Origin of the sequence: Streptomyces sp. NPDC006516 (assembly GCF_040611875.1) — a bacterium.
In the GTDB taxonomy this organism is placed as follows: domain Bacteria; phylum Actinomycetota; class Actinomycetes; order Streptomycetales; family Streptomycetaceae; genus Streptomyces.
The window spans coordinates 24,845-51,215 of record NZ_JBEXPD010000023.1 but is presented as its reverse complement, the minus strand read 5'-3'; the positions used below and the strand labels follow the sequence as shown (position 1 = coordinate 51,215).

Here is a 26,371-nt window from a genome sequence, read left to right as displayed (position 1 = left end):
TTTCCGGCGAGTCCGACTTTACCAGACTCTTTTCCGTTCCGTTTCCGGTCCGAATTTGATTCCAGCGGCCTGCGGAATGGCCTTTGCCTTTCGGCGGACCCGACTTTATCAGAGGTTCTGAGCCGGATTTCCCGCCCCTGCGAGGAGCTCCCGGCGCACACGTGCGCGGACTGCTTCCCGGTCAGGCGGAGCCGTAAACGTACTGGAGCGGGGCTCCCCGATGCAAATCGGGGAGCCCCGCTCCAGGTCGGCGGCCGTCGGAGGCCTCTTCCGTCAGACCTCGACCACGACCGGAAGGATCATCGGGCGCCGGCGGTAGGTGTCCGACACCCATTTGCCGACCGTCCTGCGGACCAGCTGCTGGAGCTGGTGCGGCTCCATCACCCCGTCCTGGGCCGACTTGTTGAGGGCCTCCTCGACCTTGGGCACCACGGCGGTGAACGCCCCGTCGTCGATGCCGGAGCCCCTGGCCTGGATGTGGGGTCCGCCCACGATCTTGCCGGAGGAGCTGTCGACCACGATGAAGACCGAGATGATGCCCTCGTCCCCGAGGATCCGGCGGTCCTTGAGCGAGGTCTCCGTGACGTCACCGACCGAGAGGCCGTCGACGTACACGTATCCCGCCTGGACCTTGCCGACGATCTTGGCCTTGCCGTCGACGAGGTCGACGACGACGCCGTCCTCAGCGATGACGATGTGGTCCTTCGGAACACCGGTCAGCGCGCCGAGCTCGGCGTTGGCCCTGAGGTGGCGCCATTCACCGTGCACCGGCATCAGGTTCTTCGGCTTGCAGATGTTGTAGAAGTACAGCAGCTCGCCGGCCGAGGCGTGGCCCGAGACGTGGACCTTGGCGTTGCCCTTGTGGACCACGTTCGCGCCCCAGCGGGTCAGGCCGTTGATCACGCGGTAGACCGCGTTCTCGTTGCCCGGGATCAGTGAGGAGGCCAGGATCACCGTGTCACCCGGGACGATCCGGATCTGGTGGTCCCGGTTGGCCATCCGGGAGAGGGCGGCCATCGGCTCGCCCTGGGATCCCGTGCAGACCAGCACGACCTCGTCGTCGGGGAGGTCGTCGAGCGTCTTGACGTCGACGACCAGGCCGGCGGGAACCTTCAGATAGCCCAGGTCACGGGCGATGCCCATGTTGCGGACCATGGAACGGCCGACGAAGGCGACCCTGCGGCCGTACTCGTGGGCGGCGTCCAGGATCTGCTGGATGCGGTGGACGTGGCTGGCGAAGCTCGCCACGATGATGCGCTTCTGGGCGTTGGCGAACACCGTGCGCAGGACGTTGGAGATGTCCCGCTCCGGCGGGACGAATCCGGGGACCTCGGCGTTCGTCGAGTCGGAGAGGAGAAGGTCGATGCCTTCCTCGCTCAGCCTGGCGAAGGCGTGCAGGTCGGTGAGACGGCCGTCCAGCGGCAGCTGGTCCATCTTGAAGTCACCGGTCGCGACGGCCAGGCCCGCGGGGGTGCGGATGGCCACGGCAAGAGCGTCCGGGATGGAGTGGTTGACCGCGATGAACTCGCAGTCGAAGACGCCGATGCGCTCGCGCTGCCCCTCGGCCACCTCGAGGGTGTAGGGGCGGATCCGGTGCTCCTGGAGCTTGGCCTCGATGAGCGCGAGGGTCAGCTTCGAGCCGATCAGCGGGATGTCCGGCTTCAGGCGGAGCAGGTACGGGACGCCACCGATGTGGTCCTCGTGGCCGTGCGTGAGGACGATGCCCTCGATGTCGTCCAGGCGGTCCCGGATCGTGGTGAAGTCCGGCAGGATCAGGTCGATGCCGGGCTGCTCCTCCTCGGGGAAGAGCACACCGCAGTCGACGATGAGCAGACGGCCGCCGTACTCGAAGACCGTCATGTTGCGGCCGATCTCGCCCAGGCCGCCCAGCGGGGTGACCCGCAGGCCGCCCTTGGGGAGCTTCGGCGGGGTACCGAGTTCAGGATGCGGATGACTCAAAAGACTCTCCTCACCACGCGCGCCACGTACCGCTGAGGGCACGTGGCGCGCATGTCATTCGTGCACTTGCTGTTGTCAGGTGTGGTGTTTCCGTCGCGAGTTCCCTCGCTTATTCAGTTGTGAAGTCTGTGGTCAGAGCTGTACCCCACCGGCGGCCAGATCCATCTTGAGCTGGGCCGTCTCCTGGGTGGTGAGTTCCACCAGAGGGAGGCGCAGCGGCCCGGCGGGCAGGCCCTGGAGGGTCAGTGCGGCCTTGGTGGTGATCACACCCTGGGTGCGGAACATCCCGGTGAAGACGGGGAGCAGCTTCTGGTGGATCTCGGTGGCCTTCTGCACGTCCCCGTCGAGATGCGCCTCGACGAGGGCGCGCAGCTCCGGGGTCACGACGTGGCCGACCACGGAGACGAAGCCCACGGCGCCGACCGAGAGCAGCGGCAGGTTGAGCATGTCGTCACCGGAGTACCAGGCGAGCCCGGACTGGGCGATGGCCCAGCTGGAGCGGCCCAGGTCTCCCTTGGCGTCCTTGTTGGCGACGATCCTGGGGTGCTCGGCGAGGCGTACGAGCGTCTCCGTGTCGATCGGCACACCGCTGCGGCCCGGGATGTCGTACAGCATCACCGGCAGACCGGTGGAGTCGGCGATGGCGCCGAAGTGCCGCAGGAGGCCTTCCTGCGGGGGCTTGTTGTAGTACGGCGTGACCGCGAGGAGGCCGTGCGCGCCGGTGCGCTCGGCGGTGCGGGCCAGCTCTATGCTGTGCCGGGTGTCGTTGGTGCCGACGCCGGCGATGACGTGGGCACGGTCTCCGACGGCTTCGAGCACAGCCCGTACGAGCTGGTCTTTCTCCGCGTCGCTGGTGGTCGGGGACTCGCCCGTGGTGCCGTTGACGACCAGGCCGTCATTGCCTGCGTCCACCAGATGGGTGGCGAGCCGCTGGGCGCCGTCGAGGTCGAGAGCGCCGTCCGCCGTGAAGGGCGTGACCATAGCGGTGAGGACCCGCCCGAAGGGGGTCTGCGGAGTGGAGATCGGAGCCATGGGTAACACGCTACTCGTTGCTCGGAGCGCCGTGCCCCCTCGGGGGGACGGGGAAGAGGAGCCCGGCACTGCCTGCTCGGGGGTTCAAGCAGTGCCGGGTCCGTTTGATCAGCCTAGATGAACTTCACGAAACGTCGCAATACGGACACCGCCTACGGGGCGACCCGTCCGTTTTTGTTGAAGGCGGCATGAGTGAGTGGCATCAGCGTCTGCCAGTGCGTTTCCATCTGCTCGCCGACCATTTCGATCTCGCGCTGCGGGAAGGACGGCACCTTGGCGAGCTCGTGCTGCGTGCGCAGGCCGAGGAAGTGCATCAGCGAGCGTGCGTTGCACGTCGCGTACATGGTGGAGAACAAGCCGACGGGGAGCACGGCGCGGGCGACCTCGCGGGCGACGCCGGCGGCAAGCATCTCCTGGTAGGCGTCGTACGCCTGCCGGTAGGAGTCCTCCATGGCACGGCTGGTGAGCGCGTGCTGCTCGGGGGTTCCCTCGACGAATTCGTACTTGCCGGGACGGCCCTGCTGGATGAGCTTGCGGGACTCGCCCGGAATGTAGAAGACCGGCTCGAGCTCCCTGTAGCGGCCCGATTCCTCGTTGTAGGACCAGCCCACGCGGTGCCGCATGAACTCGCGGAACACGAAGATCGGGGCGCTGATGAAGAAGGTCATCGAGTTGTGCTCGAACGGGCTGCCGTGCCGGTCCCGCATCAGATAGTTGATGAGGCCCTTCGAGCGCTCGGGGTCCTTCGTGACCTCTTCCAGGGACTGCTCGCCTGCGGTGGACACCCGGGCGGCGAAGAGCACGTCGGAGTCGGCGGCGGCTGATTTCACCAGGTCAACGGTGACATCGCTGCGGAAGTGGGCCTTTGTGGGCTCGGGGGTGTCGGTCACCGGCGGGGGTCCTTCCAATTGCGGCGCTCGGGCGGCGTCCACTCTACGGGCCCCGGGACTGGCGTCCGTCAGCGGGAATTCCTGCATGTGTTCGGCGATTCGGGGCACCGATCGGGGATGCCATACGTCTGACTCGACAGCAGCACCCGTTACAGAGTCCAAGGAGATCTTCCTCATGTTCCGCCGGCGTGAATCCGTCCCGTTCTCGTTCGTCGCCGAGGCCGACCGGTTCCGCAGTAATGTCACTCCGCCTCCCCGCCAGCGCGCCAGCCGCTCGCAGCTGGCCGCTCGCTCCCTCGTGGGCCTGACGCTGGTGGCAGGCTTCGCCGGATCGCTGCTCCTCGGGCTGCCCGCCCTGGACACGGACCGGACCCCCTCGCACAGCCAGACCTCCGAGGCCTCCCGGCACCGCTGACCCGTACGGGCCCCCTGGGGTGGTAGGCCGGGGGGCTGCTCGGTAGCCTCACCGGGCACAGCAATCGAGCGTGCTTGTGAGTGAGGATCAGTCGTGCCCCTGCCCTTTCTGACGGCCGACCGCGTATTCGACGCGGACGCGGAGGACATCGCGCTGCCGTTCGACGACCACGACAGCTGGCGGCGGCCCTACCGCCCCGGCCCGTGGCGGGTCGCGGCGGCGGCCACCCTGCTGCTGCTCGCGTCGTTCGTGCTGCTCGCGGCGGTGATCATTTCAGTGGCCGGATCGCTGTCCGGCGCGGCCATGTGTTTCGCTCTGGCCGCGCTGGTGATCGCCGGTGCACTGCGCCTGCTGCGGGTGGGCGCCTGGGTGAGCCGTCACGGGGTCCGCCGGGTGGGCTTCTTCCGTACGACCACCGTGCGGTGGCCGGACGCGGTCGCCGTCCGCACGGTCCAGCAGCCGGTGAAGTGGCTCGGGTTCCCGCGCACCGTCCAGGGCCAGGCCCTGATCGTCGTACGCCGCGACGGCGAGCCGCTGGCGCCCCTGGTCACGGACCACAACGCGGACTTCCTGGCCCGGTCCGAGGCCTTCGAGCGGGCCACCGACACGATCGAGGCCTGGGGAGACGAGTACCGCACCGGCTGACCCGCCGGGACCGTCCATCCCCTCACGAGCCGGTACGGCGCCAGTCAGGCGCGTACCGGCTTGTTCGCGTGCAGGGCGATGGCGCGCTGCATCGCCTTGCGGGCTCGCGGGGTGTCCCTCGCGTCCTGGTAGGCGACCGCCAGCCGGAACCAGCTGCGCCAGTCGTCCGGGTTGTCCTCGGTCTCCTCCCGGCGCCGGGCGAACACGGCGTCGGCGGAGGCGCGGTCGATGCGCCCGGACGGGGTGCGCACCAGTTCGTCGACCGGCAGGCCCCCCTCCGCGTCCAGTTCGGCGGCCAGTGCGTTGGCCCTGCGGACGAACTGGGTGTTCTTCCAGAGGAACCAGACGCCGATCACCGGCAGGATCAGCACCGCCACCCCGAAGGTGACCGTGAGCAGGGTGCCGTGCCGGATGAGGAGGACACCGCGACTGCCGGCCAGGACGAAGTAGAAGACCAGGACGGCGGCGGTGACGGCGTAGGTGAGCTTTGCGCGCATGGGTGAGCCAGTCAGTTCAGGTCGAGGAAGTGTTCCAGGCCGAAGGTGAGGCCGGGAGTGGTCACCACGCGGCGGGTGCCGAGCAGGATGCCCGGCATGAAGCTGCTGTGATGGAGCGAGTCGTGGCGCAGGGTGAGGGTCTCTCCCTCGCCGCCCAGCAGGACCTCCTGGTGGGCCAGGAGGCCCCGGAGACGGACCGAGTGGACCGGTACGCCGTCGACGTCGGCGCCGCGCGCTCCGTCCAGCGCTGTGGCCGTGGCGTCGGGCTGCGGAGCCGAGCCCGCCTTCGCCCGGGCCGCGGCGATCAGCTGGGCGGTGCGGGTGGCCGTCCCGGAGGGGGCGTCCGCCTTGTTCGGGTGGTGGAGCTCGATGACCTCCACCGACTCGAAGTAGCGGGCGGCCTGCTCCGCGAACCTCATGGTGAGGACGGCACCGATGGAGAAGTTCGGTGCGATGAGCACACCTGTCTCCGGCGAGCCGGAGAGCCAGGTGTTCAGCTGCGCGAGCCGTTCGTCGGTCCAGCCGGTGGTGCCGACGACGGCGTGGATGCCGTGCCGTACGCAGAACTCGAGGTTGTCCATCACCGACGAGGGGGTGGTCAGCTCGACGACTGCCTGGGCACCGGCCTCGGTGAGGGTCTCCAGCTTGTCACCCCGGCCCAGTGCGGCGACCAGTTCCATGTCGTCGGCGGCCTCCACGGCTCGTACCGCTTCGGAACCGATGCGTCCGTTGGCGCCGAGAACGGCCACGCGCAGCTTGCTCATGTGCTCTTTCCTTACGGGGTGGTTAGGAGACCGCTTCCTGGAGGCGGTTCGCCTGCTTGTCCTTCAGCGGGCCGATGACCGAGAGCGAGGGCCGTTGTCCGAGGACATCGGCCGCCACCGCGCGGACCTCGTCGGGGGTCACCGCCGCGATCTTCGCCAGCATGTCATCCACGGACATCTGTTCGCCCCAGCAGAGCTCGCTCTTGCCGATGCGGTTCATGAGCGCGCCCGTGTCCTCCAGACCGAGGACGGTCGAGCCGGCGAGCTGGCCGACGGCGCGGCTGATCTCCTCGTCGGCGAGACCGTCGCTCGCCACGCGGTCGAGCTCGTCGCGGCAGATCTTGAGGACGTCGTGCACCTGGCTGGGACGGCAGCCCGCGTACACGCCGAAGAGCCCGCAGTCGGCGAAGCCCGAGGTGTAGGAGTACACGCTGTAGGCGAGGCCGCGCTTCTCCCGTACCTCCTGGAAGAGCCGCGAGCTCATGCCGCCGCCGAGGGCGGTGTTCAGGACGCCGAGGGCCCAGCGGCGCTCGTCGGTCCTGGCCAGGCCCGGCATCCCGAGGACGACATGCGCCTGCTCGGTCTTGCGGTTCAGCAGCTCGACCTTGCCGGCTGTGCGCAGGGTGCGGGAGCCTTCGCGGGGCGCCGTGGGCACGGCGTCGGTGCGGCTCAGGGCACCCGCGCGCTCGAAGGCGCTGCGGACCTGGCGTACGACCTTGGCGTGGTCGACGTTGCCGGCCGCGGCGACCACCAGGCGTGTGGGGTCGTAGTGCTTCTTGTAGAAGCGCGCGATCTGGCCGCGGTCCAGCGCGTTGATCGTGTCGACGGTGCCGAGGACCGGGCGGCCCAGCGGAGTGTCGCCGAGCATCGTGTGCGCGAACAGGTCGTGCACGCAGTCGCCCGGGTCGTCCTCCGTCATGGCGATCTCCTCGAGGATGACGCCGCGCTCGGCGTCGACGTCCTCGGGGGCGATCAGGGAGCCGGTCAGCATGTCGCAGACGACGTCGATGGCCAGCGGGAGATCGGTGTCCAGGACCCGCGCGTAGTAGCAGGTGTACTCCTTCGCCGTGAAGGCGTTCATCTCGCCGCCGACCGCGTCGATCGCGGACGAGATGTCGAGGGCGCTGCGCTTGGCCGTGCCCTTGAAGAGGAGGTGTTCGAGGTAGTGCGTCGCGCCGTTCAGGGTGGGTGTCTCGTCGCGTGAGCCGACGTTCGCCCAGATCCCGAAGGTCGCGGAGCGGACGGAGGGCAGCGTCTCGGTGACGATCCGCAGGCCACCGGGAAGGGTGGTGCGGCGGACGGTGCCGATGCCGTTGCTGCCCTTGAGAAGGGTTTGGGTACGGGCGACGGCCCGCCCCTCCGAGGAGGTGCGGGCCGCCGTCACGGAACTACGGGACGTCACTTGTCGGTGTCGTCCTTCTTCTCGTCCTCTTCACCCTCGATGACGGGGATGAGGGAGAGCTTGCCGCGGGAGTCGATCTCCGCGATCTCGACCTGCACCTTGGCGCCGACGCCGAGCACGTCCTCGACGTTCTCCACGCGCTTGCCGCCGGCGAGCTTGCGGATCTGCGAGATGTGCAGCAGACCGTCCTTGCCGGGCATCAGGGAGACGAACGCACCGAAGGTGGTGGTCTTGACGACCGTGCCCAGGTAGCGCTCGCCGACCTCCGGCATGGTCGGGTTGGCGATGGCGTTGATCGTGGCGCGGGCGGCCTCGGCCTGCGAGCCCTGCTGGGCACCGATGTAGATGGTGCCGTCGTCCTCGATCGTGATGTCGGCGCCGGTGTCCTCCTGGATCTGGTTGATCATCTTGCCCTTGGGGCCGATGACCTCACCGATCTTGTCCACCGGGATCTTGACCGTGATGATCCGCGGGGCGTTGGGGGACATCTCGTCCGGGACGTCGATGGCCTCGTTCATGACGTCCAGGATGTGCAGACGCGCGTCACGGGCCTGCTTCAGCGCGGCGGCCAGGACCGAGGCGGGGATGCCGTCGAGCTTGGTGTCGAGCTGGAGCGCGGTCACGAACTGCTTCGTACCGGCGACCTTGAAGTCCATGTCGCCGAAGGCGTCCTCCGCACCGAGGATGTCGGTGAGGGCGACGTAGTGGGTCTTGCCGTCGATCTCCTGCGAGATCAGGCCCATGGCGATACCGGCGACGGCGGCCTTGAGGGGCACACCGGCGTTCAGCAGGGACATGGTGGACGCGCAGACCGAACCCATGGACGTCGAGCCGTTGGAGCCCAGCGCCTCGGAGACCTGGCGGATCGCGTAGGGGAACTCCTCGCGCGACGGCAGCACCGGCACGATGGCGCGCTCGGCGAGCGCGCCGTGGCCGATCTCCCGGCGCTTGGGCGAGCCCACGCGGCCGGTCTCACCGACGGAGTACGGCGGGAAGTTGTAGTTGTGCATGTAGCGCTTGCGGGTCACCGGGGAGAGGGTGTCCAGCTGCTGCTCCATGCGGAGCATGTTGAGGGTGGTGACGCCCAGGATCTGGGTCTCGCCACGCTCGAACAGCGCCGAGCCGTGCACGCGCGGGATGGCCTCGACCTCGGCGGCGAGCGTACGGATGTCCGTGACGCCACGGCCGTCGATGCGGACCTTGTCCTTGATGACGCGCTCGCGGACCAGCTTCTTGGTCAGCGCGCGGTAGGCACCGGAGATCTCCTTCTCGCGGCCCTCGAAGGCCGGGAGGAGCTTCTCGCCCGCGATCTCCTTGATGCGGTCCAGCTCCGCCTCGCGCTCCTGCTTGCCGGCGATGGTGAGCGCCTTGGCGAGCTCGGTGCTGACGGCCTTGCTGAGCGCCTCCAGGACGTCGTCCTGGTAGTCGAGGAAGACCGGGAACTCGCCGGTGGGCTTGGCAGCCTTGGAGGCGAGGTCGGACTGGGCCTTGCAGAGCGCCTTGATGAAGGGCTTCGCGGCCTCGAGACCGGCGGCGACGACCTCTTCGGTCGGGGCCTCGGCGCCGTCCTTGACGAGCTGGATGGTCTTCTCGGTGGCCTCGGCCTCGACCATCATGATCGCGACGTCGCCGTCCTCCAGGACGCGACCGGCGACGACCATGTCGAAGACGGCGTCCTCGAGCTCGGTGTGCGTCGGGAAGGCGACCCACTGGCCCTTGATCAGGGCGACGCGGGTGGCGCCGATCGGGCCGGAGAAGGGCAGGCCCGCCAGGATCGTGGAGGCGGAGGCGGCGTTGATCGCGACCACGTCGTACAGGTGGTCGGGGTTGAGCGCCATGATCGTCTCGACGATCTGGATCTCGTTGCGCAGGCCCTTCTTGAAGGAGGGGCGCAGCGGCCGGTCGATCAGGCGGCAGGTGAGGATCGCGTCCTCGGAGGGCCGGCCCTCACGGCGGAAGAAGGAGCCGGGGATCTTGCCGGCGGCGTACTGCCGCTCCTCGACGTCCACCGTGAGGGGGAAGAAGTCGAGGTTGTCCTTGGGCCGCTTGGAAGCGGTGGTGGCCGACAGCACCATGGTGTCGTCGTCCAGGTACGCGACGGCGGAGCCTGCGGCCTGCTTGGCCAGGCGGCCCGTCTCGAAGCGGATGGTGCGGGTGCCGAAGGTGCCGTTGTCGATCACGGCTTCGGCGTAGTGGGTCTCGTTCTCCACTAGTGATTTCTCCATACTCGTCGTCTTTCGTCCTGCCGCCCGTGTGGCGGAGGACGGTGCGGAGAAGCGCACCGTGTGTGCGGGCCGGTCTTCGATCGAAGCTCCCGGGCGTTGCCCGGGGGCCACTACCGAGGACCGGCGGCTGCCGTCAGGCGCCTCTCCTCGTTTTCTGTTGTCGTGCGTCCAGGTTACTGAGCCTGACCCGGGTCACGCACGTACAGCAAAGGGAGCGGCCCCCTGGACCGGGGTACCGCTCCCTCTCACAGCGTCCTTACTTGGCGCCGCCGGCCGCACCACGGCGGATGCCGAGGCGGTCGACGAGCGCACGGAAGCGCTGGATGTCCTTCTTGGCAAGGTACTGCAGGAGGCGGCGACGCTGGCCGACCAGGATCAGCAGACCACGACGGGAGTGGTGGTCGTGCTTGTGCGTCTTGAGGTGCTCCGTCAGGTCCGAGATCCGGCGGGAGAGCATGGCGACCTGGACCTCGGGGGATCCGGTGTCACCCTCCTTCTGGGCGAACTCGGACATGATCTGCTTCTTCGTAGCGGCGTCGAGCGGCACGCGTACTCCTCTTGGTGTTCGATGCGCCCACGAGTGCCCCTGGTCTTGATCTCAGGGGAGCTTCCGTGACTCGGAGGCGAAGGTCCGATGAGCGCAGCCCCCAGGCAGACCCGGAGGCGCGTACACAAACGGCCACCAGTCAGAGTACCAGTCGCCGGGAGCGCCTCGGACGGGCGTCAGCTGGTCATGGCCCTGGCGCGGGTGAAGATGTCGAGGACGGCGAGGCAGAGCGGAACCAGGGAGAGCAGCAGCGCGCTCTCCGTGAGGTCGAGGAGCCGGCCCCAGAAGGGGGAGAGACCCTTGCGCGGGATGACCAGGCCGATCGCGGTGAGGAGCGCGGCGCCCGCCGCGACGGCGGCGGAGAGCCAGATCGTACGGATGTCCAGGGAGCCCCGGTCGCCGTAGCGCACCAGCTCGTACAGCAGATCGGTCGGAGGGTTGAGGGACAGGCCCAGGACCAGGAGGGCCACGGCGCCGATTCCCGCCACCAGGACACAGGCGACCTGGGAGGTGTAACGGAAGAGGCGGGCGCGCAGCAGCATGGAGAGTCCCGCGGTCAGCGCGAGGATCTGGCCCCAGATGCTGTCGGAGAAGCCGAGCACCGCGGCGGATCCGACGACCACTGCGGAGCAGCCGCCGACCAGGCCGAGGAGCATCTCGTGACCGCGGCGCGCCTGGGCCGCGATGCGGTCGGCGTCGACGGGCTCGCCGTCGGCCGCGGGTGCGGAGCCGGGCTCGGTGAAGGAGTCGTCGTAGCCGGCGGGGGCGGTGCGCGGGGAGGCGTAGCCGATGGGCAGCCGGGCGAAGCGGGCGGAGAGGCCGGGCAGGAAGGCGACCAGGCCGAGGGCGACCGGCGCGCAGACGGCGGCGGTCTCGGTGGCGGTGGCCTCGGTGAGGATGGCGACGAAGGTGGCGAGGGTGCCGACGGTGGCGAGGAAGGTCGCCGCGACGAAGGGCGCGTCACCGCTGGGGGTGAGGGCGACCAGGATGACGGAGGCGAGGAGGACCGCGACGCAGCCGAGCAGGAACTGGAGCCGCCCGGGGCCCTGGCCCGCGTCCGGGCCGATGATGCCGGAGCCCGCGATGAGGACGAGGGGCAGCGCCCCGAGTCCGAGGGCGACCGCCGTGGCGCGGTCGGCGTAGACCCGGGCGCGCACTCCGGCGAAGGCGGTCAGGATCAGGCCGGCGGAGCCGGCGACGATGCCGGGCAGGCTGTGCATGTCGTGGCGTACGGGGTCGGCGAACCAGAGCACGAAGCCCAGCAGGACGAGCAGCAGGACGCCGCCCACCAGGCCCGCGCCGCGCAGGAGTTCGTCGCTCCACAGGTGGCGGTCGCGGGTGACGGCGGAGGCGACCGCGTCGGACACGTCGTCGAAGACGGCGGGCGGCAGCGACTGGGCGAAGGGCCGCAGGCTGAGGAGTTCGCCGTCGAGCACCTGCTGTGCGGAGAGGGTGCGGGCGCCGTCCAGGACGGTGCCGTCACGGCGTACGAGGTGATAACCGGTGGGTGCGCCGGCGGCCTGGGTCTGGCCCGTGAGACGCAGGATCTCGGGGTAGACGTCGGCGACGGCGATGTCTTCCGGGAGGGCGACATCGATCCGGCTGTCGGGTGCCACGACGGTGACGCGGCAGAAGCCCGTCGCTGCGGTCGTACTCACGTGTCTGGTCCCCCTGATTCGCGGTTGCGCACAGTGCGGCGCCACCCTACCGGGAGGGGGGAAGGTGATCTGCAAGTAGGATCACCGTCGCGCGGATCCGAGTCCGCAGCAATCGCAGCCACGGGGGCGTCGGTGCGGACGACCGGCCTTCCGCCCGTCCGTATTGAGGGATTGATGTTCCGGTGAGCCAGATCGTCGTGAAACGACCTCCGCGGTCTCTGCCGCCGGAAGTGCCCTCTGACGAGTTGACTTTGGAGGCTCCCCCCGAACTGCCCCGCGGGCAGCAGGAGGGGATGCTGATGCAGATCCTGCCGGTGCTCGGCATGGGTTCGTCGGTGGTCTTCTTCTTCTCTCCGCAGGCGCCTCCGTTCATGCGGATCATGGGTGTCCTGATGCTGGTCTCGACGGTCGCCATGGTGGTCGCGCAGATCGTCCGGCACCGTCGCGGTACGCAAGGGCAAATGGGCGATGTCCGACGTGACTACCTGAAGTACCTCGCGCAGACCCGCCGGACGGTACGCCGTACGGCCCGCGCCCAGCGCGATGTGCAGCTCTATCTGCACCCGGCGCCCGAGCAGTTGTGGTCGGTGGTGGCGGAGGGCAGCCGGGTGTGGGAACGGCGCGTCGGCGACAAGGACTTCGCGCAGGTGCGGCTGGGGCTCGGGGCGCAGCAGCTGTCGACTCCGCTGATCGCCCCCGACACGGCTCCGGTGGACGAGCTGGAACCGATGTGCGCGGGTGCGATGCAGCAGTTCCTGGCGGTGCACGGATCGCTGGACGGACTGCCGATGGCCGTCTCGATGCGGGCGTTCTACCACGTGACGGTCTCGGGCCGTGCGGAGTCGGCGCAGTCCACGGCGCGTTCCCTGGTGGCGCAGCTGGTGACACTGCACTCCCCGGAGGACCTGATGGTCGCCGTGGTGGCGGCTCCGCACGCGGTGGCGCGCTGGGACTGGACGAAGTGGCTGCCGCACACACAGGTGCCGGGCCAGGTCGACGGTGCCGGTACGAAGCGGTTGTTCGGTGACGACCTGGGCGAGCTGGAGACCCTGCTGGCGAGCCGGCTGGACGGCCGGCCCCGCTTCGGCCGGGAGAGCCAGCCCGTGCTGGACCAGCCGCACATCGTGGTGGTCCTGGACGGCGGGATGGTGCCGCCGGACTCGCTGTTCGCGGCGGCCGAGGGGCTCCAGGGCGTGACCATAGTCGAGGTGGTCTCCGGCGAGCTGGACGAGCTGCGCGGCGGTCTCTCCGTGGTGGTGCGGCCGGGGCTGCTGCGGCTGGAGTCCGGTGGCGGCCTCGCGTACGAGGGTGTGCCGGACGTGATGTCGCCGGAGGCGGCCGAGGCACTGGCCCGGCAGCTGGCGCCGCTGCGCATGGGCGGGGGTGACGACGACGAACCGCTGCTGGCCAATCTGGACTTCACCGATCTGCTCAGTCTCGGGGACGCGGCCTCGGTCGATGTGGCGCGCACCTGGCGTCCCCGGTCGGTCTCGGAGCGGCTCCGGGTGCCGATCGGTGTCGGCGAGGACGGCCAGCCGGTGATGCTGGACCTGAAGGAGGCCGCGCAGGACGGCATGGGCCCGCACGGGCTGTGCGTCGGCGCGACGGGTTCCGGGAAGTCGGAACTGCTGCGGACGCTCGTGCTCGGCCTCGCGGTCACGCACTCCTCGGAGACGCTGAACTTCGTCCTCGCCGACTTCAAGGGTGGCGCCACGTTCGCGGGGATGTCGCAGATGCCGCACGTGGCGGCGGTCATCACCAACCTCGCCGACGACCTCACGCTGGTCGACCGCATGGGCGACGCGATCCGCGGTGAACTCCAGCGCAGGCAGGAGCTGCTGCGTTCCGCCGGCAACTATGCCAACATCCACGACTACGAGAAGGCCCGGGCGGCGGGCGCGGCGCTGGAGCCCCTGGCCTCGCTGGTGCTGGTGATCGACGAGTTCTCCGAACTCCTCACCGCCAAGCCGGACTTCATCGAGATGTTCATCCAGATCGGCCGCATCGGCCGTTCGCTGGGTGTGCATCTGCTGCTCGCATCGCAGCGCCTGGAGGAGGGCAAGCTGCGCGGGCTGGACACGTACCTCTCGTACCGGATCGGTCTGCGGACCTTCTCGGCGGCCGAGTCGCGTACGGCGCTGGGCGTGCCGGACGCGTACCACCTGCCGTCGGTGCCGGGTTCCGGCTATCTCAAGTTCGGTACGGACGAGATGACCCGCTTCAAGGCGGCGTACGTGTCGGGGACGTACCGCACGGGAGGCCCCGACCTGTCGGTGGGCCAGCTGCCGATCGAGCGGCGGCCCGCGGTCTTCAGTGCCGCTCCGGTGCCGGTCGTGTACGCGGCGCCCGACCCGGCGCATCTGGCGGCCCGCGCCTCGGCTGACGACGACGCGCTCGCCGACACGGTGCTCGACGTGATCGTGCGGCGGCTGGAGGGGCAGGGCGTGCCGGCCCACCAGGTGTGGCTGCCGCCGCTGGACCGGGCGCCGACGCTGGACCAGTTGCTGCCGGGGCTCGCGCCGACCGCGGACCGCGGGTTCACGGCGACCGAGTACACGAGGCCCGGTGGTCTCACGGTGCCGCTCGGCCTGATCGACAAGCCCTTCGAGCAGCGCCGCGAGGTGCTGTACCGGGACTTCTCCGGCGCGGCCGGGCACATGCTCGTCGTCGGTGGTCCGCAGTCCGGCAAGTCGACGTTGATCCGGGCGCTCATCGCGTCGTTCGCGCTCACCCACACCCCGCACGAGGTGCAGTTCTACGGTCTGGACTTCGGCGGTGGCGGTCTCGTCTCGCTGGCGGACCTGCCGCACGTCGGCGGGATGGCCTCGCGGCTGGACCCCGAGCGGGTCCGCCGGACGGTGGCCGAGGTCGGCGGCGTGCTCAACCGGCGCGAGGAGTTCTTCCGCGCCCACTCCATCGACTCCATCGCCACCTACCGGCGCAAGCGCGCGCAGGGCGAGCTGCCCGGCGAGGCGTGGGGTGACGTGTTCCTGGTCGTCGACGGCTGGGGCGGCTTCCGGGGCGAGTACGAGGGGCTGGAGCAGGTCGTCACGGAGATCGCCGCGCGTGGTCTCGGCTACGGCGTGCACGTCGTGATCACCGCGGCGCGCTACATGGAGGTGCGGGCCGCGCTCAAGGACCAGATCCTCGGGCGGCTCGAACTGCGGCTCGGCGACGTCATGGACTCCGAGTTCGACCGCAAGGTCGCGGCGAACGTCCCCGCGGGGGTGCCGGGCCGTGGCCAGGTCCCGCAGAAGCTGCACTTCATGGGCGCTCTGCCGCGCATCGACTCCGTCAGCAGCGGCGCGGACCTCTCCGACGGCACCGCGGCGTTCGTCGCGGCGGTGAAGTCGAACTGGGCCGGCCCGGTGGCTCCCTCCGTACGGCTGCTGCCGCGCAAGCTTCCGGCGGACCAGCTGCCCAAGGGCTTCGAGTTCCCCGAGCGGGGCATCGCGATCGGTATCGACGAGACGTCCCTGGAGCCGGTGTTCGTCGACTTCGAGACGGATCCGTTCTTCCTGGTCTTCGGTGAGAGCGAGTCCGGGAAGACCAACCTGCTGCGGCTGATCGCCAAGCAGATCGGGGAGCGCTACTCCCCCGACGAGGCGAAGATCGTCGTCGGCGACTACCGTCGCGCGCTGCTGGGAGCGCTGCCCGAGTCCCATCTGCTGGAGTACGCCCCGATGGCGAGCGCCATGCAGATGCACATGGAGGCGCTCGCGGGCGTGTTCGCGCGCCGGCAGCCGCCGACCGATGTGACACCGCAGCAGCTGCGGGACCGCAGCTGGTGGTCGGGGCCGCAGATCTTCATCATCGTCGACGACTACGACCTGGTCGCGACCAACGCGGGCAATCCGCTGGCACCGCTCGCGGAGTACCTGCCGTTCGCCCGGGACACCGGGGTCCGGTTCATCATCGCGCGGAACTCGGCGGGGGCGTCGCGTGCGATGTACGAGGGCTTCATGCAGCGCATCAAGGAGCTGGGCGCTCAGGGTGTGGTGCTGGCCGGCGACCCGTCCGAGGGTGATCTGATCGGCTCCGTGCGGGGCCACGCGATGCCGCCGGGCCGCGGGTACTTCGCGTCGCGCCGGCGCGGGACTCCGCTGGTGCAGACGGGACGGCTGCCGGAACAGCACTGAGCGGCGCACGACGGCCGGGCACGAGGAAGGGCTTCCGCGCACGCGCGGGGGCCCTTCCGCCTTCACTACCACGTCAGCCGCCCCCCCCCGGGCGTTCCGCACCGCTTTCCCGCCCCCGGGGCCGCCGGACCGGGGATAATCGGCGCGCGGAGCACACACGGATCGGCCGGCGAGTAACGCGCTCCGCCGCAGAAGAGGGAAAGGCGTCTGATGGGTACGCAGCAGGAGAAGGACGAGCTGTACGCACTCGACATCTCGGGGGTGACGTGGCTGAGCGCGCCGGGCACGGAGGAGGCTGAGGAGCGGGTGGAGATCGCCCATCTGCCGGGCGGCGCCGTCGCGATGCGGTCCTCCTTGGACCCGGAGACCGTGCTGCGCTACACGGAGGCGGAGTGGCGTGCCTTCGTACTGGGGGCGCGGGACGGCGAGTTCGACCTCACGTAGGCGCCGGGCGTACGGAAAAGCCTCTGGGAGGCGCCGGCGTACGGAGAGCCCGGGGAGCGTCGGCGTACGGAAGAGGGGCACAGCCCGGTGGGCGTGCCCCTCTTCCGTGCGTGACGGGACTCTCCGTGCGTGACGGGGCTCTCCGTGCGTGACGGGGCCGGTGACGGCCCGGCGGTCAGTACGCCTCGGTGAACAGGCGCGAGGCCTTCACGTCGGTGGAACGGTAGCTGTCCTTGCCGTTCTCGATGATCTTCGCGACGTGCTCCAGCCGGTCCTTCATGTGGTCGGCCTTGCCCTTGTACTGCTTCTGGAGGCTGACGTACCCGGCGTGGGCGTCACCGTCCCAGGTGTCGGTGACGACCTTGAGGGCGGCGTCCATCTCTTCGAGGTCCTTGATGATGTTGCGCGACACCGTGCGGATGCGGTTCGCCATCTCCTGGACGCTCTCGTACCTGACCTTGGTGTTCGGATCTGCTCCGGCCATCTGTCTGCTCCTGGTGTTCAGCGTGCAACGTGTACGGATGAGGGGACGACGTCCGGCCTCAGAGGTTGTTGAGCCCGGAGGTGTTGCCCGACGAGGCGGACTCCTTGACGGCGTTGAAGGCCGCGCGGACCTCGTCGTCGTTGGCGTTGCTGAGGTTCTTGGTCTGGCTCACACCGTTGAGGAGCACACCCAGCAGCCGGCGGATGTCGTCGTGGTCCTCGTTGATCACGATCTGTGCGGATGTGAATCCACCGGCACCGACACCGGTCCATCCCGCACTGACCGTCGCGAGGATGTCGGCGAGTTCGCGGGACTGCCTGGACACCGCCTGGGACGTCTCGATGATCTTGTTCTTCGCCTGGACGATCGGATCGTCGCCAAGCCCGAAACCGGAACCGGTGTTGCTCATCCGGAGGTCCTATCTCTCAGTTCCCGGGCCTGTCCGCGGACCGCGGACAGGCTTGTTGCTGCACGGGGTCCCGGAAGCGTCCGGCGGTGTTCGCGCACCCCGGAATCGGACTTCTCCACTTCTCGTTCCCCCGTCACACACGTGAAGTCTGCTACCACCCTAGCCACTTCGTCATCTCTCCCCAACTGCGCTTTACGGTGAGAGATCCAGTTCACTCGGCGCCCTCTCAGCGCAAACCGCGCCGTCGCCGGACATCACGGGCGACCGTCGCCGTACCGGCCACCACGCAGACCAGGACGGCCGCCAGGGCCAGGGCGTAGGTCGCGTAACGCTCGCTGCGCTCCTGCGAGGTCTCGGACATCGCCAGGTGCGCCGGCTGGGGCGCGGGCGCCTTGGCCGGGGCGGGGTCCGGGCGCGGGGAGGCGAGCGGGACGTCGTCCTTGTCTCCGGCCAGCGCCCTCACGGGGTCGACCACGCCCCAGCCGACGAAGTCGTCGTGGCCCCGGATGGAACGCTCGGCGGTCTGCTCGATCCGGGCGACGATCTCGGCGGGGCTCCACGTGGGGTACTTCGCCACGAGGAGGGCGGCGACTCCCGCCACGTAGGGCGCGGAGAAGCTGGTCCCGTTGTCGGTGCACTGGCCGTCGCCCGGCACCGTGGAGACGATGTCGACGCCCGGAGCGGCGACTCCGACGAAGTCACCGGCCTGCGAGAAGGCGGCGCGTTCGTTGTTCCGGTCGGATGACGCCACGGCGAGGACTCCGGGGAAGGCCGCAGGATAGGTCTGTTTCCGCTTGCCGTCCATGCCGTCGTTGCCCGCGGAGGCGACGACGACGATGTCGTCGGCGAGCGCCCTGGCGACGGCCCTGCCCAGCGCGGAGTCCACCGAGAGCGGCTTCGTGGTGTCCTGCGAGATGTTGATGACGTCGGCGCCCTTGGCGATCGCATGGTCGATCGCGGTGGCCATCGTGGTGTCCTTGCCGCTGTTCTTCTCGTCGTTCTGCCGGATCGGGATGATCGTCGCCTCGGGGGCGAGGCCGACGAACCCGGTGCCCTTGCGGGGACGGGCGGCGATGATGCCGGCGACCTTGGTCCCGTGGCCGACCTCGTCCGTGGTGCCGTCGCTGCTGCCCCCCTTCAGCAGGTTGCGTCCCGCGGAGACGTCGACGGCTTCCGCGAGCTGCGGGTTGGCGTTGTCCACGCCGGTGTCGATGACCGCGACCCGCACGCCCTTGCCCTTGGTGTCCTGCCACAGTTCGTCGAGCAGGACGCGCTGCAGCGACCAGGGCCGGCCCTCGAACTGCTCCTTCATCGGGAAGGTGCATTCGCCGCTGCCGTCCAGGACCGGCCCGGTCCCCTGACGCGGCCCCTCGGTGGCGTACGCGGTGTGCGGCGCCACCAGCGCGGCCAGCGCGGCGGTGGCCGCCGTCAGTGCGGCCGTCTTCCGGTGCAACATCTGTTCCTCTCCCCGGGTCCCGCGTTCGTGACGATGCCGGTGCGGCTACGAGCCCTGGGGCTGACGTGCGCTGTTGGTGTCGAGCCTGGGGCCCTTGGACAGGAATTCGGACCAGGCGATCGGCACGAGCGACGGGGTCACCTTCTCGTAGCCCAGCCGGATCTGCGCCTGACTGGCCTCGGGCCTGCCGTCCTCGGTCTGCCGGCCGCCGCCGATGTCGGAGCGCTCGGCGTCGCTGTCGCCGTTCGCCTGGACCGCGTAGCGCAGCCCGGTGTCGGTCACCAGGAAGAGTGAGCCGTCGGGCTTGGTCTGCTCGCCCCTGACCTGGGTGTAGAGCAGTCCGCTACCGGGGGTGACGTAGGTGCTGGTGCCGCCGGCGTTGATGGCGGCGGGGTAGGCGGGGCCGGCCCAGGTGCTCAGCGTCGTACGGCCCTTGTCGTCGACCTTGCGCAGCACGCTGCAGACGGTGTCCCGGCTGCCGTCACGCCCGGCGGAGTTGACCTGCTCGGCCTTGTGCGCCGGCCAGCGGGCCGCCTGGCCCGCGAAGGTCCGCGCGTCCGGCACGAAGTCCTGGAGGCCGACGGCGCGGGCCTCGCTGTCGAGGTTCAGCGGAGCGGTCTGCGGGGAGTTGATCAGCAGCCAGGCGGTGAACTCCGAGACGGGCTGCACCTTGCCTTCCAGGACGACGTAGTACGTCGTGCCCTCGCCGGTCCTGGTCCGCAGCACCATGCCGACCTTGTTCTCCTCGGCGGAGAGCTGGCCCTGGATGTGCGCGGGCGCCCCGACGGTGCCCGGGATCTCCGGGAAGACGAGCGGGCTTCCCTCGTGGAGAGTGGCCAGCCAGTCGTCCGTGACGGCCTGCGGCTGCCTGCTGCCGACGAGGGCGTTGGTCAGGTGGCCGTTGTCGGTCGCCTTCTCGTCGATGAGGTAGCGGGTCCCGCTCGCGTCGACGAGGTAACGCGCCTGGTCCTGGCCCTGCACGTAGAGCACCTGGCCCCCGGCGAGCCGGCCGGCGCCTTCTGTCAGCTTGTCGTCCCGCCCGGCGAACACGAAGGCGGCCTTCTGCACGGTGTTGCCCTTGCCGCCCGGCTGTTCGCAGACGGCCCAGCGCTTGGCGGTGCCCGCGTCCTTGGCCTCGGGGAGCCGGTCGGGTGCGTACGGGATGCCGAGGATCGGGCCGCGCGGGGGCTTGCCCGCGTCCAGGATGTCGTCGCCGACCTGGATGACGTCGAACTGCTGCGGAGTGAGCAGCAGCCGGGCGGAGGCGAGGTTGAGCACGGGGTGGAGCAGTGACTTCTTCTGCTTGCCCTCGCCGGTCTCCAGGACGACGTAACGGGTGGTCGACTTCTTGCCGACGATCACCTTGGTGCCGGGCTTGTCCCAGTCCTTGGGCGCCGTGGGCTTGAACATCCCCCAGGCGCCGAATCCGGCGACGATCAGCGCGCCGACGATCAGGCTCGGGACGACGGCGCGCAGGGGGCGCGGGGCGCCCTCCTCGGTACCCGTGGGCGAGGGTTGGAGGAATGCGGCCACCGTGCGCTTCTTCGCAAAGGTGTACGCGTTGAGCTCGTCCCGCCGTGATGCCATGAGTGTGTCTGTCTCCCGTGTCTCCCCGCGCGGCCCAGGAGCGTACGCATCCCCGTCCCCTGTGCCGGACCCGGTACCGGACCCTCGTGCCGGACCGGCCCCTACTATGCCTGCTGATCCCGCGTGCCGGTGGGGCGGGTAGGGTGATCCAGCCGCCGAAGCCCCGGCGGGAGCGGGGCGATCGGGTGGAGTTGGGGCCTTATGAACGGGGGAATGCCGGAATGATGGCTTCCGCGACGCGGACACGTCCGGCCGGGAACACACAGCCGTCCAGGGGTCCCGGAACGGGCCGCCCGGGGGCTTCCCGCCGCGGTTCCCGTACGTCTCCGAGCGGCCCCCAGGGCCCCGGCGGCGCTGCGGCTCCGCGACTGAACGGACGTGCCGGACAGATCGGTTCGTTCCGATTGCAACAGCTCGTACTGATCGAAATCGCGGCGGCTCTGCTCGTTTCGGCCTGGGCGATCGAGCCGCTGCTCCTCATGCCGGCGGGCGTCGTCGCGGCGGTCCTGGTGCTGCTCGCCGTGGTCCGCCGTCACCGCCGCTCGCTGCCTGAGTGGCTGGGTACCGTCTTCGCGCTGCGCGCCCGCGCACGCCGGGCGGCCACGCTGACGGTCCCGGTGGGTACCGAGCCGGGGCTGGCGCCCGCCGTGGAGTGCGAACCCGCCCTGCGTACGTACTCCTTCAGTGACCGTGACCGGCGCCCGGTCGGGATGATCGGGGACGGAACGTATCTGTCCGCCGTCGTCCAGGTCGAGTCGGACTCGACGGCCCTGCGCCCGGACCGTTCGGCGCGGCCGCTGCCTCTGGCGCTCGTGCGGGAGGTGCTGGAGGTCGACGGCATCCGGCTGGAGTCGGCGCAGATCGTCCAGCACACCCAGCCCGCGCCCGCTCCGCACCTCCCGAAGCAGTCGGTGGCCGCGCGCAACTACGCGCCCCTGCAGGCCCAGACGGGCTCACCGGCGCTGCGGATCACCTGGATCGCGCTGAAGCTGGACCCGGAACTCTGCCCCGAGGCGGTGGAGGCGCGCGGCGGCGGAATCACCGGCGCGCAGAAGTGCGCGGTACGCGCCGCGGACCAGCTCGCCAGCCGCCTGACGGGCGCCGGGTTCCGCGCGACCGTGCTGACGGAGCAGGAACTGACATCGGCGATCGCCACGTCGGCGTGTGTCAGCCCGCTGGCCATGGCGCAGGCCAGCCGGGCGGAGACGCCCGGCCGCCGCACCGAGGAGACCTCGCGCACCTGGCGCTGCGACGACCGGTGGCACACCAGTTACTGGGTGAGCCGCTGGCCGCACCTCGGCGGCGGCGGCGCGTCGATGCCGCAGCTGGTCGCGCTGCTCACCTCGATCCCGGCGCTGGCGACGACCTTCAGTCTGACCCTGGGCCACGGCGACCGCTCGGCGGTCTCGGTCACCGGGCATGTCCGTATCACCGGGCGCAGCGACGAGGAACTCCTCGCGGCCCGTCATGAACTGGAGCGCACCGCCCGGGGCGTGAAGGCGTCGCTGGTCCGGCTGGACCGCGAACAGCTGCCCGGTGTGCTCGCCACGCTGCCGCTCGGGGGTACCCGCTGATGTCGTCCGTCACGAGCTCCCGGTCCCGGCTGGGCTTCGGCCTGATCGGCCCCCGCCGCGGCCGGCACACGGTGTCCTTCGACGAACTGGCCACGCTGGCCGTGCCCGTCGGGGACGACGGCACGGTGATCGGCGTGGACGCGGAGGGCCGTCCCGCGGTCCTGGGCGTCAACAGGCCCACGCCTTACGAGATCACGCTGATCGGCGGGCTGTGGACCGCGCAGGTGCTGGCACTGCGGGCGGCGGCCACGGGCGCGCGGATCGCGGTGGAGACGGGGCGCTCGCAGGCCTGGACGGCGCTCGCGCAGGCCGCGGGCGGCGGGCAGCCGTGCATCTCGCTGCACGACGTGGGGCGGGTGCCGCCGCAGGGCGCGTCGGCCGGGTCCCCGGTGGTCGTGGTGCGCGACTGCGGTATGCGTCCGCCACGGGGCCGGGTGGTGGCGGGCCCCTGGCAGTCGGTGGTCACCCTGCTGCCGTATCTGAGCCCGGTGGCACCCCGGCTGATGGAGAAGTCGGCTCTCGTGGGCGTCCAGCGGGTCTCCCCCGACGAGGCGGCCCAGATCGGCCGGATCATGAATCTGCCGGCTGCCGAGACCCAGGCGCTGTCCACCCTGGCCGACGGGGTCACCCTGTGGTGTACGGACCGCGACCGGCAGTTCGTGATGACCCAGGCGACCGACGCAGAGTCCGGACTGCTGGGCAGCGCGCGGCGTATGGACTGACCGGGGCCCGGGCCCTGGTCTCCGGCCGTCACGAACAGCCCGCTCCCGGCGGGCAGATGTACTTTTTCGACCACTTCGACCCGCCCTGACGTCCACACTTGGTTCACTTGTGGCGGGACGTGACCTACTGGGCAGTTCTTCGCGTGCGAAACGGCCTGCCGTTGTGCGCCCCATGGCGATTAGGGTGGGTGGGGGCGCGGCAGAGGAACCTGCGGGCAGGCACTGCGCGTCGCAAGGGGGAGAGCCGGGCGGATCGGACAACGGGAACGGTCGCCCCCACCCACCACGGCACAAGGGTGCTCGACCACACCAGGAGGCAAAGTGAACGGCGATCGGGACGAGATCCGCGGGGGATGGAACACGCCCGTCGACGAGTCGTCCGACGCGGAGCCCGCCGAGATGACGGGTGAGTTCACCATCGACTACACCCCTCCCGCCTGGTACACCCAGAACGCGTCCGGGGACTCCTCGGGCGGGGCGGGGTCACACCTCGCGCCTCCACCGCCGCAGGGGGCGCCGCTGTCCGTACCGGGGCTTCCGGCCCCTGGCGGATTCGACGGCTGGCCGCCGGCTGTCCCGTCCGGCACGGCGGACTCGGGCACGGCACCTGCGGGCGCGGGCTCCGGGGGCGCGGGGCCTGCGGGCGTCACGCCTTCGGGTGTCACACCTGCGGGGACGGGAGCCGTGGGTACGGGAGACGCAGCGCCTTCGGGTGCGGCGCAGGAGCCGTCGGCGTCTCCGTCCGCACCTGCCTCCGAGCCCGTCTCCGAGCCCGTGGCCTCCGCCTCCTCGGACGCGGCCCCCGGTTCCGGCGTGCCGGGCGGTACGTCCGGTGCGTTCGGTGGCGGCGACGTGGAGAGCGGGGCCACCATGCGGTTCTCGCCGGCTGCGCTCAAGCGGGAGATCGCCGAGCGCGAGGCCACGGCCGAGGCCGAGGCCGCGGTGACCGCCTCGGGTGCCGCGGCCTCGGGTGCCGCGGCCGAGCCCGCGCCGTCCGCGGTTCCCGTCGTGGACGACGGCGCGGCACCGCCCGCCGCGTCCGACGCCCCGGCGGGCGACAAGGGCTCCGAGGAATCGGAGGAGAGCGGCGGGTCCGGCACCCCCGCCCCGGCGAAGGACACGGCTCAGGACGCCGTACGGGCCGAGGACGCCGAGGAGGACGAAGCACCCGCCCCGGACGACGAGCCCGCCGACGCCCCGGTGGACGCCGTACTCCAGGGAACCCCGCCTGCCCCGGCCGCCGAGGACGGGGCGTCTCCCGCCGACGCGCCGCCGTCCCCGGCCGCCCCGCAGGACGCGCCTGCCGGCGCGCCGGCCCCGTGGACCCCCGCGCCCGCGCAGGGAGCCCTTCCGCCGCTTCCGCCTGCCTTCCAGCCGGCCGCGCCGCAGCCGAGCACCCCGCAGTCCGCGCCCCAGTGGCCCGCACAGACGTCGCAGCCCGCACCGCTGCCGCCCGCCCAGACGCCTCCGCCCGCGCAGACGCCCCCGCAGGCACAGCCCCAGGTCCCCGGCCCCCAGGGCGGCTACGGCTTCCCGCAGACACCTCCTCCCGGGGGCGCTCCCCAGGGCGGCGGCTACGGCTTCCCCCAGGCCCAAGCGCCCGCACAGCCCGCACAGACGCCGCAGCCCGCACCGCAGCAGCCCGCGCCGCACCTGCCCGCGCCGCACCTGCCCGCGCCGCTGCCGCCCGCGCAGACGCCTCCGCCCGCGCGCCCCGACGCACCCGCGCCGCAGGGCGGTTACGGCTTCCCGCAGCAGCAGCCGCAGCCGCCGTTCCCCGCCCAGGGTGCGCCGCAGCTGCCGCCTGCCGCCCCGCCGCAGGGCGGTTACGGCTTCCCGGCCCCGCAGACTCCCCAGCAGCCGCACTTCCCGGCTCAGGGTGCTCCGCTCCCGCCGCAGTTCCCGCAGCAGCAGGCCCCGGGCACACCGGACCTGCCCGCCGCCCCGCAGCAGCAGCCGCCCGGGGCCTACCAGCCACAGCAGTCCGCGCCCCAGGGGCCGCCCGTCGATCCGCGCACCGGCGCCGCCTGGCCGACCCCGGTGACGCACGACCAGCGGGAGCGTTCCGTGCCGGGCGCACCGCTCGGTTACACGGCCGCCGTGGAGCTCTCGTCGGACCGGCTGGTCCGGGGCAAGCAGAAGGCCAAGAGCAGCCGCACCCCCTCCGGCGCCTCCCGCTTCAAGCTGGGCGGCAAGAAGGAGGAGCTGGAGCGCCAGCGCAAGCTGGACCTGATCCGCACGCCGGTGCTCTCCTGCTACCGGATCGCGGTCATCAGCCTCAAGGGCGGAGTCGGCAAGACCACGACGACCACCGCGCTCGGCTCGACCCTCGCCACCGAGCGGCAGGACAAGATCCTCGCCATCGACGCCAACCCGGACGCCGGTACGCTCGGCCGCCGTGTGCGCCGCGAGACCGGGGCCACCATCCGCGACCTGGTGCAGGCGATCCCGTACCTCAACTCGTACATGGACATCCGCCGCTTCACCTCGCAGGCGCCCTCCGGTCTGGAGATCATCGCCAACGACGTGGACCCCGCGGTGTCCACGACCTTCAACGACGAGGACTACCGCCGCGCGATCGACGTGCTGGGCAAGCAGTACCCGATCATCCTCACCGACTCGGGCACCGGACTGCTCTACAGCGCGATGCGCGGGGTGCTCGACCTCGCCGACCAGCTGATCATCATCTCGACCCCGTCCGTCGACGGCGCCTCCAGCGCGTCCACCACGCTGGACTGGCTGTCCGCGCACGGCTACGCCGATCTGGTGCAGCGCTCCCTGACGGTCATCTCCGGCGTCCGGGAGACCGGAAAGATGATCAAGGTCGACGACATCGTGCAGCACTTCGAGACGCGCTGCCGGGGCGTGGTCGTCGTACCGTTCGACGAGCACCTGTCGGCGGGCGCCGAGGTCGACCTCGACATGATGCGCCCGAAGACCCGCGAGGCCTACTTCAACCTCTCCGCGCTGGTCGCCGAGGACTTCCAGCGGGCCCAGCAGCAGCAGGGCCTGTGGACGTCGGACGGCGGCAACCCGCCGCCTCAGTACGCCCCGCCCATGCCGGGCGGGCAGACGCCGGGTCAGCAGGTGCCCGGCCAGGGGCAGTACGCGCCGCAGCCGCAGCCCGGTCAGCCGTACCCCGTGCAGCCGCAGCAGCCCTATCCTCCGCAGCAGCCGTACGGGGGACAGCAGCCCTACCCGGGGCAGCAGCCGCCCCAGCAGCCGGCGTCACCCCAGCAGCCCTACCCGCCGCACCCCGGCCAGGGCGCGCAGAACAACAGCTGGCAGCAGACGCCGCCCGCCCAGCCGCAGCCCGGCGCGCACCCGGCAGGACCGCCTCCGGCGCCCGCGCACCACGATGGCCAGGCACATCAGCCCGGCCAGCCCGAACTGCAAGGCCCCGTTCCGCCCGCGGGCTGGCAGCAGCACCCTCCGCAGCCGCCGTCGGCGCCTCAGCAGTAAGGCAGTAGAGGTCTAAACCAATGAGGGCTCGCACCGTTCACCCGGTGCGGGCCCTCATCG

20 protein-coding genes are annotated in these 26,371 nt (G+C 70.7%); 7 read left to right on the top strand and 13 right to left on the bottom strand.

Features of this window, described 5'->3' with window-relative positions:
• Nucleotides 1–273: 273 nt before the first annotated feature.
• The 3 genes from ABZY45_RS34330 to thyX form a co-directional block, all read right to left on the bottom strand.
• Nucleotides 274–1,959, bottom strand: coding sequence for a ribonuclease J (locus tag ABZY45_RS34330; protein WP_015578985.1), 1,686 nt, complete (start codon nucleotides 1,957–1,959; stop codon nucleotides 274–276).
• 132 nt (nucleotides 1,960–2,091) lie between these two features.
• Nucleotides 2,092–2,991: a 4-hydroxy-tetrahydrodipicolinate synthase gene (dapA, locus tag ABZY45_RS34325; protein WP_356746173.1), complete on the bottom strand. Its 900-nt coding sequence runs from the start codon at nucleotides 2,989–2,991 to the stop codon at nucleotides 2,092–2,094.
• Nucleotides 2,992–3,143: 152 nt separating this feature from the next.
• A complete protein-coding gene (gene thyX, locus ABZY45_RS34320) occupies nucleotides 3,144–3,881 on the bottom strand; it encodes an FAD-dependent thymidylate synthase (protein ID WP_356746172.1) in 738 nt (245 codons plus the stop codon).
• A 175-nt stretch (nucleotides 3,882–4,056) separates the two neighbouring features.
• Between thyX and ABZY45_RS34315 the strand changes: the two genes are divergently transcribed.
• Nucleotides 4,057–4,296, top strand: coding sequence for a hypothetical protein (locus tag ABZY45_RS34315; RefSeq protein ID WP_356746171.1), 240 nt, complete (start codon nucleotides 4,057–4,059; stop codon nucleotides 4,294–4,296).
• 93 nt (nucleotides 4,297–4,389) lie between these two features.
• A complete protein-coding gene (locus tag ABZY45_RS34310; protein WP_356746170.1) occupies nucleotides 4,390–4,941 on the top strand; it encodes a hypothetical protein in 552 nt (183 codons plus the stop codon).
• A gap of 44 nt (nucleotides 4,942–4,985) precedes the next feature.
• Here the strand turns inward: ABZY45_RS34310 and ABZY45_RS34305 are convergent, their stop codons facing one another.
• From ABZY45_RS34305 to eccD, 6 genes are all read right to left on the bottom strand, one after another.
• On the bottom strand, nucleotides 4,986–5,438 hold the full coding sequence (locus tag ABZY45_RS34305) for a hypothetical protein (RefSeq protein WP_356746169.1): 453 nt from the start codon (nucleotides 5,436–5,438) through the stop codon (nucleotides 4,986–4,988).
• Between the two features lie 11 nt (nucleotides 5,439–5,449).
• Complete coding sequence (gene dapB, locus ABZY45_RS34300; RefSeq protein WP_356746168.1) at nucleotides 5,450–6,202, bottom strand: 4-hydroxy-tetrahydrodipicolinate reductase; 753 nt, start codon at nucleotides 6,200–6,202, stop codon at nucleotides 5,450–5,452.
• 22 nt (nucleotides 6,203–6,224) lie between these two features.
• Nucleotides 6,225–7,604, bottom strand: a complete 1,380-nt coding sequence (locus tag ABZY45_RS34295) for a pitrilysin family protein (RefSeq protein WP_356746167.1) — start codon at nucleotides 7,602–7,604, stop codon at nucleotides 6,225–6,227.
• Nucleotides 7,601–9,814 (bottom strand): polyribonucleotide nucleotidyltransferase, encoded by a 2,214-nt coding sequence (locus ABZY45_RS34290; RefSeq protein ID WP_356746174.1) that lies wholly within the window; start codon nucleotides 9,812–9,814, stop codon nucleotides 7,601–7,603. The genes ABZY45_RS34295 and ABZY45_RS34290 overlap by 4 nt, the downstream gene beginning before the upstream one ends.
• Nucleotides 9,815–10,085: 271 nt before the next feature.
• Nucleotides 10,086–10,376 carry a 30S ribosomal protein S15 gene (gene rpsO / locus ABZY45_RS34285; RefSeq protein WP_003965855.1) on the bottom strand — a complete coding sequence of 97 codons (291 nt, stop codon included), beginning with the start codon at nucleotides 10,374–10,376 and terminating at the stop codon, nucleotides 10,086–10,088.
• A 176-nt stretch (nucleotides 10,377–10,552) separates the two neighbouring features.
• Nucleotides 10,553–12,034 (bottom strand): type VII secretion integral membrane protein EccD, encoded by a 1,482-nt coding sequence (gene eccD, locus ABZY45_RS34280; protein ID WP_356746166.1) that lies wholly within the window; start codon nucleotides 12,032–12,034, stop codon nucleotides 10,553–10,555.
• 182 nt (nucleotides 12,035–12,216) lie between these two features.
• On the opposite strand from eccD, the gene eccCa reads away from it, so the two are divergent.
• The gene (gene eccCa / locus ABZY45_RS34275; RefSeq protein WP_356746165.1) at nucleotides 12,217–16,173 is read left to right on the top strand and encodes a type VII secretion protein EccCa; all 3,957 of its coding nucleotides are present in this window, start codon (nucleotides 12,217–12,219) and stop codon (nucleotides 16,171–16,173) included.
• A gap of 210 nt (nucleotides 16,174–16,383) precedes the next feature.
• A complete protein-coding gene (locus tag ABZY45_RS34270; RefSeq protein ID WP_356746164.1) occupies nucleotides 16,384–16,617 on the top strand; it encodes a DUF397 domain-containing protein in 234 nt (77 codons plus the stop codon).
• A 175-nt stretch (nucleotides 16,618–16,792) separates the two neighbouring features.
• Here ABZY45_RS34270 and ABZY45_RS34265 read toward each other — a convergent pair whose 3' ends face one another.
• The 4 genes from ABZY45_RS34265 to eccB all read right to left on the bottom strand — a co-directional run bounded on the left by ABZY45_RS34265 (nucleotide 16,793) and on the right by eccB (nucleotide 20,553).
• A complete protein-coding gene (locus ABZY45_RS34265) occupies nucleotides 16,793–17,101 on the bottom strand; it encodes a WXG100 family type VII secretion target (RefSeq protein WP_145810664.1) in 309 nt (102 codons plus the stop codon).
• Nucleotides 17,102–17,159: 58 nt separating this feature from the next.
• On the bottom strand, nucleotides 17,160–17,510 hold the full coding sequence (locus tag ABZY45_RS34260) for a hypothetical protein (RefSeq protein WP_356746163.1): 351 nt from the start codon (nucleotides 17,508–17,510) through the stop codon (nucleotides 17,160–17,162).
• 226 nt (nucleotides 17,511–17,736) lie between these two features.
• The gene (mycP, locus tag ABZY45_RS34255; RefSeq protein ID WP_356746162.1) at nucleotides 17,737–18,966 is read right to left on the bottom strand and encodes a type VII secretion-associated serine protease mycosin; all 1,230 of its coding nucleotides are present in this window, start codon (nucleotides 18,964–18,966) and stop codon (nucleotides 17,737–17,739) included.
• A 45-nt stretch (nucleotides 18,967–19,011) separates the two neighbouring features.
• Nucleotides 19,012–20,553, bottom strand: coding sequence for a type VII secretion protein EccB (gene eccB / locus ABZY45_RS34250; RefSeq protein WP_356746161.1), 1,542 nt, complete (start codon nucleotides 20,551–20,553; stop codon nucleotides 19,012–19,014).
• Nucleotides 20,554–20,774: 221 nt separating this feature from the next.
• Here eccB and eccE point away from each other — a divergent pair, with 221 nt between their 5' ends.
• The 3 genes from eccE to ABZY45_RS34235 all read left to right on the top strand — a co-directional run bounded on the left by eccE (nucleotide 20,775) and on the right by ABZY45_RS34235 (nucleotide 26,311).
• Nucleotides 20,775–22,127 (top strand): type VII secretion protein EccE, encoded by a 1,353-nt coding sequence (gene eccE / locus ABZY45_RS34245; RefSeq protein WP_356746160.1) that lies wholly within the window; start codon nucleotides 20,775–20,777, stop codon nucleotides 22,125–22,127.
• Nucleotides 22,127–22,849 carry a hypothetical protein gene (locus ABZY45_RS34240; RefSeq protein WP_356746159.1) on the top strand — a complete coding sequence of 241 codons (723 nt, stop codon included), beginning with the start codon at nucleotides 22,127–22,129 and terminating at the stop codon, nucleotides 22,847–22,849. The genes eccE and ABZY45_RS34240 overlap by 1 nt, the downstream gene beginning before the upstream one ends.
• Nucleotides 22,850–23,170: 321 nt before the next feature.
• Nucleotides 23,171–26,311, top strand: a complete 3,141-nt coding sequence (locus tag ABZY45_RS34235) for an SCO5717 family growth-regulating ATPase (RefSeq protein ID WP_356746158.1) — start codon at nucleotides 23,171–23,173, stop codon at nucleotides 26,309–26,311.
• Nucleotides 26,312–26,371: the final 60 nt, after the last annotated feature.

Coding starts and splice junctions, on each gene's coding strand:
- eccB (WP_356746161.1), bottom strand. CDS start 20,553: ATGGCATCACGGCGGGACGAGCTCAACGCGTACACCTTTGCGAAGAAG.
- ABZY45_RS34315 (WP_356746171.1), top strand. CDS start 4,057: ATGTTCCGCCGGCGTGAATCCGTCCCGTTCTCGTTCGTCGCCGAGGCC.
- ABZY45_RS34265 (WP_145810664.1), bottom strand. CDS start 17,101: ATGGCCGGAGCAGATCCGAACACCAAGGTCAGGTACGAGAGCGTCCAG.
- ABZY45_RS34270 (WP_356746164.1), top strand. CDS start 16,384: ATGGGTACGCAGCAGGAGAAGGACGAGCTGTACGCACTCGACATCTCG.
- mycP (WP_356746162.1), bottom strand. CDS start 18,966: ATGTTGCACCGGAAGACGGCCGCACTGACGGCGGCCACCGCCGCGCTG.
- eccE (WP_356746160.1), top strand. CDS start 20,775: ATGATGGCTTCCGCGACGCGGACACGTCCGGCCGGGAACACACAGCCG.
- ABZY45_RS34305 (WP_356746169.1), bottom strand. CDS start 5,438: ATGCGCGCAAAGCTCACCTACGCCGTCACCGCCGCCGTCCTGGTCTTC.
- dapA (WP_356746173.1), bottom strand. CDS start 2,991: ATGGCTCCGATCTCCACTCCGCAGACCCCCTTCGGGCGGGTCCTCACC.
- ABZY45_RS34260 (WP_356746163.1), bottom strand. CDS start 17,510: ATGAGCAACACCGGTTCCGGTTTCGGGCTTGGCGACGATCCGATCGTC.
- ABZY45_RS34240 (WP_356746159.1), top strand. CDS start 22,127: ATGTCGTCCGTCACGAGCTCCCGGTCCCGGCTGGGCTTCGGCCTGATC.
- dapB (WP_356746168.1), bottom strand. CDS start 6,202: ATGAGCAAGCTGCGCGTGGCCGTTCTCGGCGCCAACGGACGCATCGGT.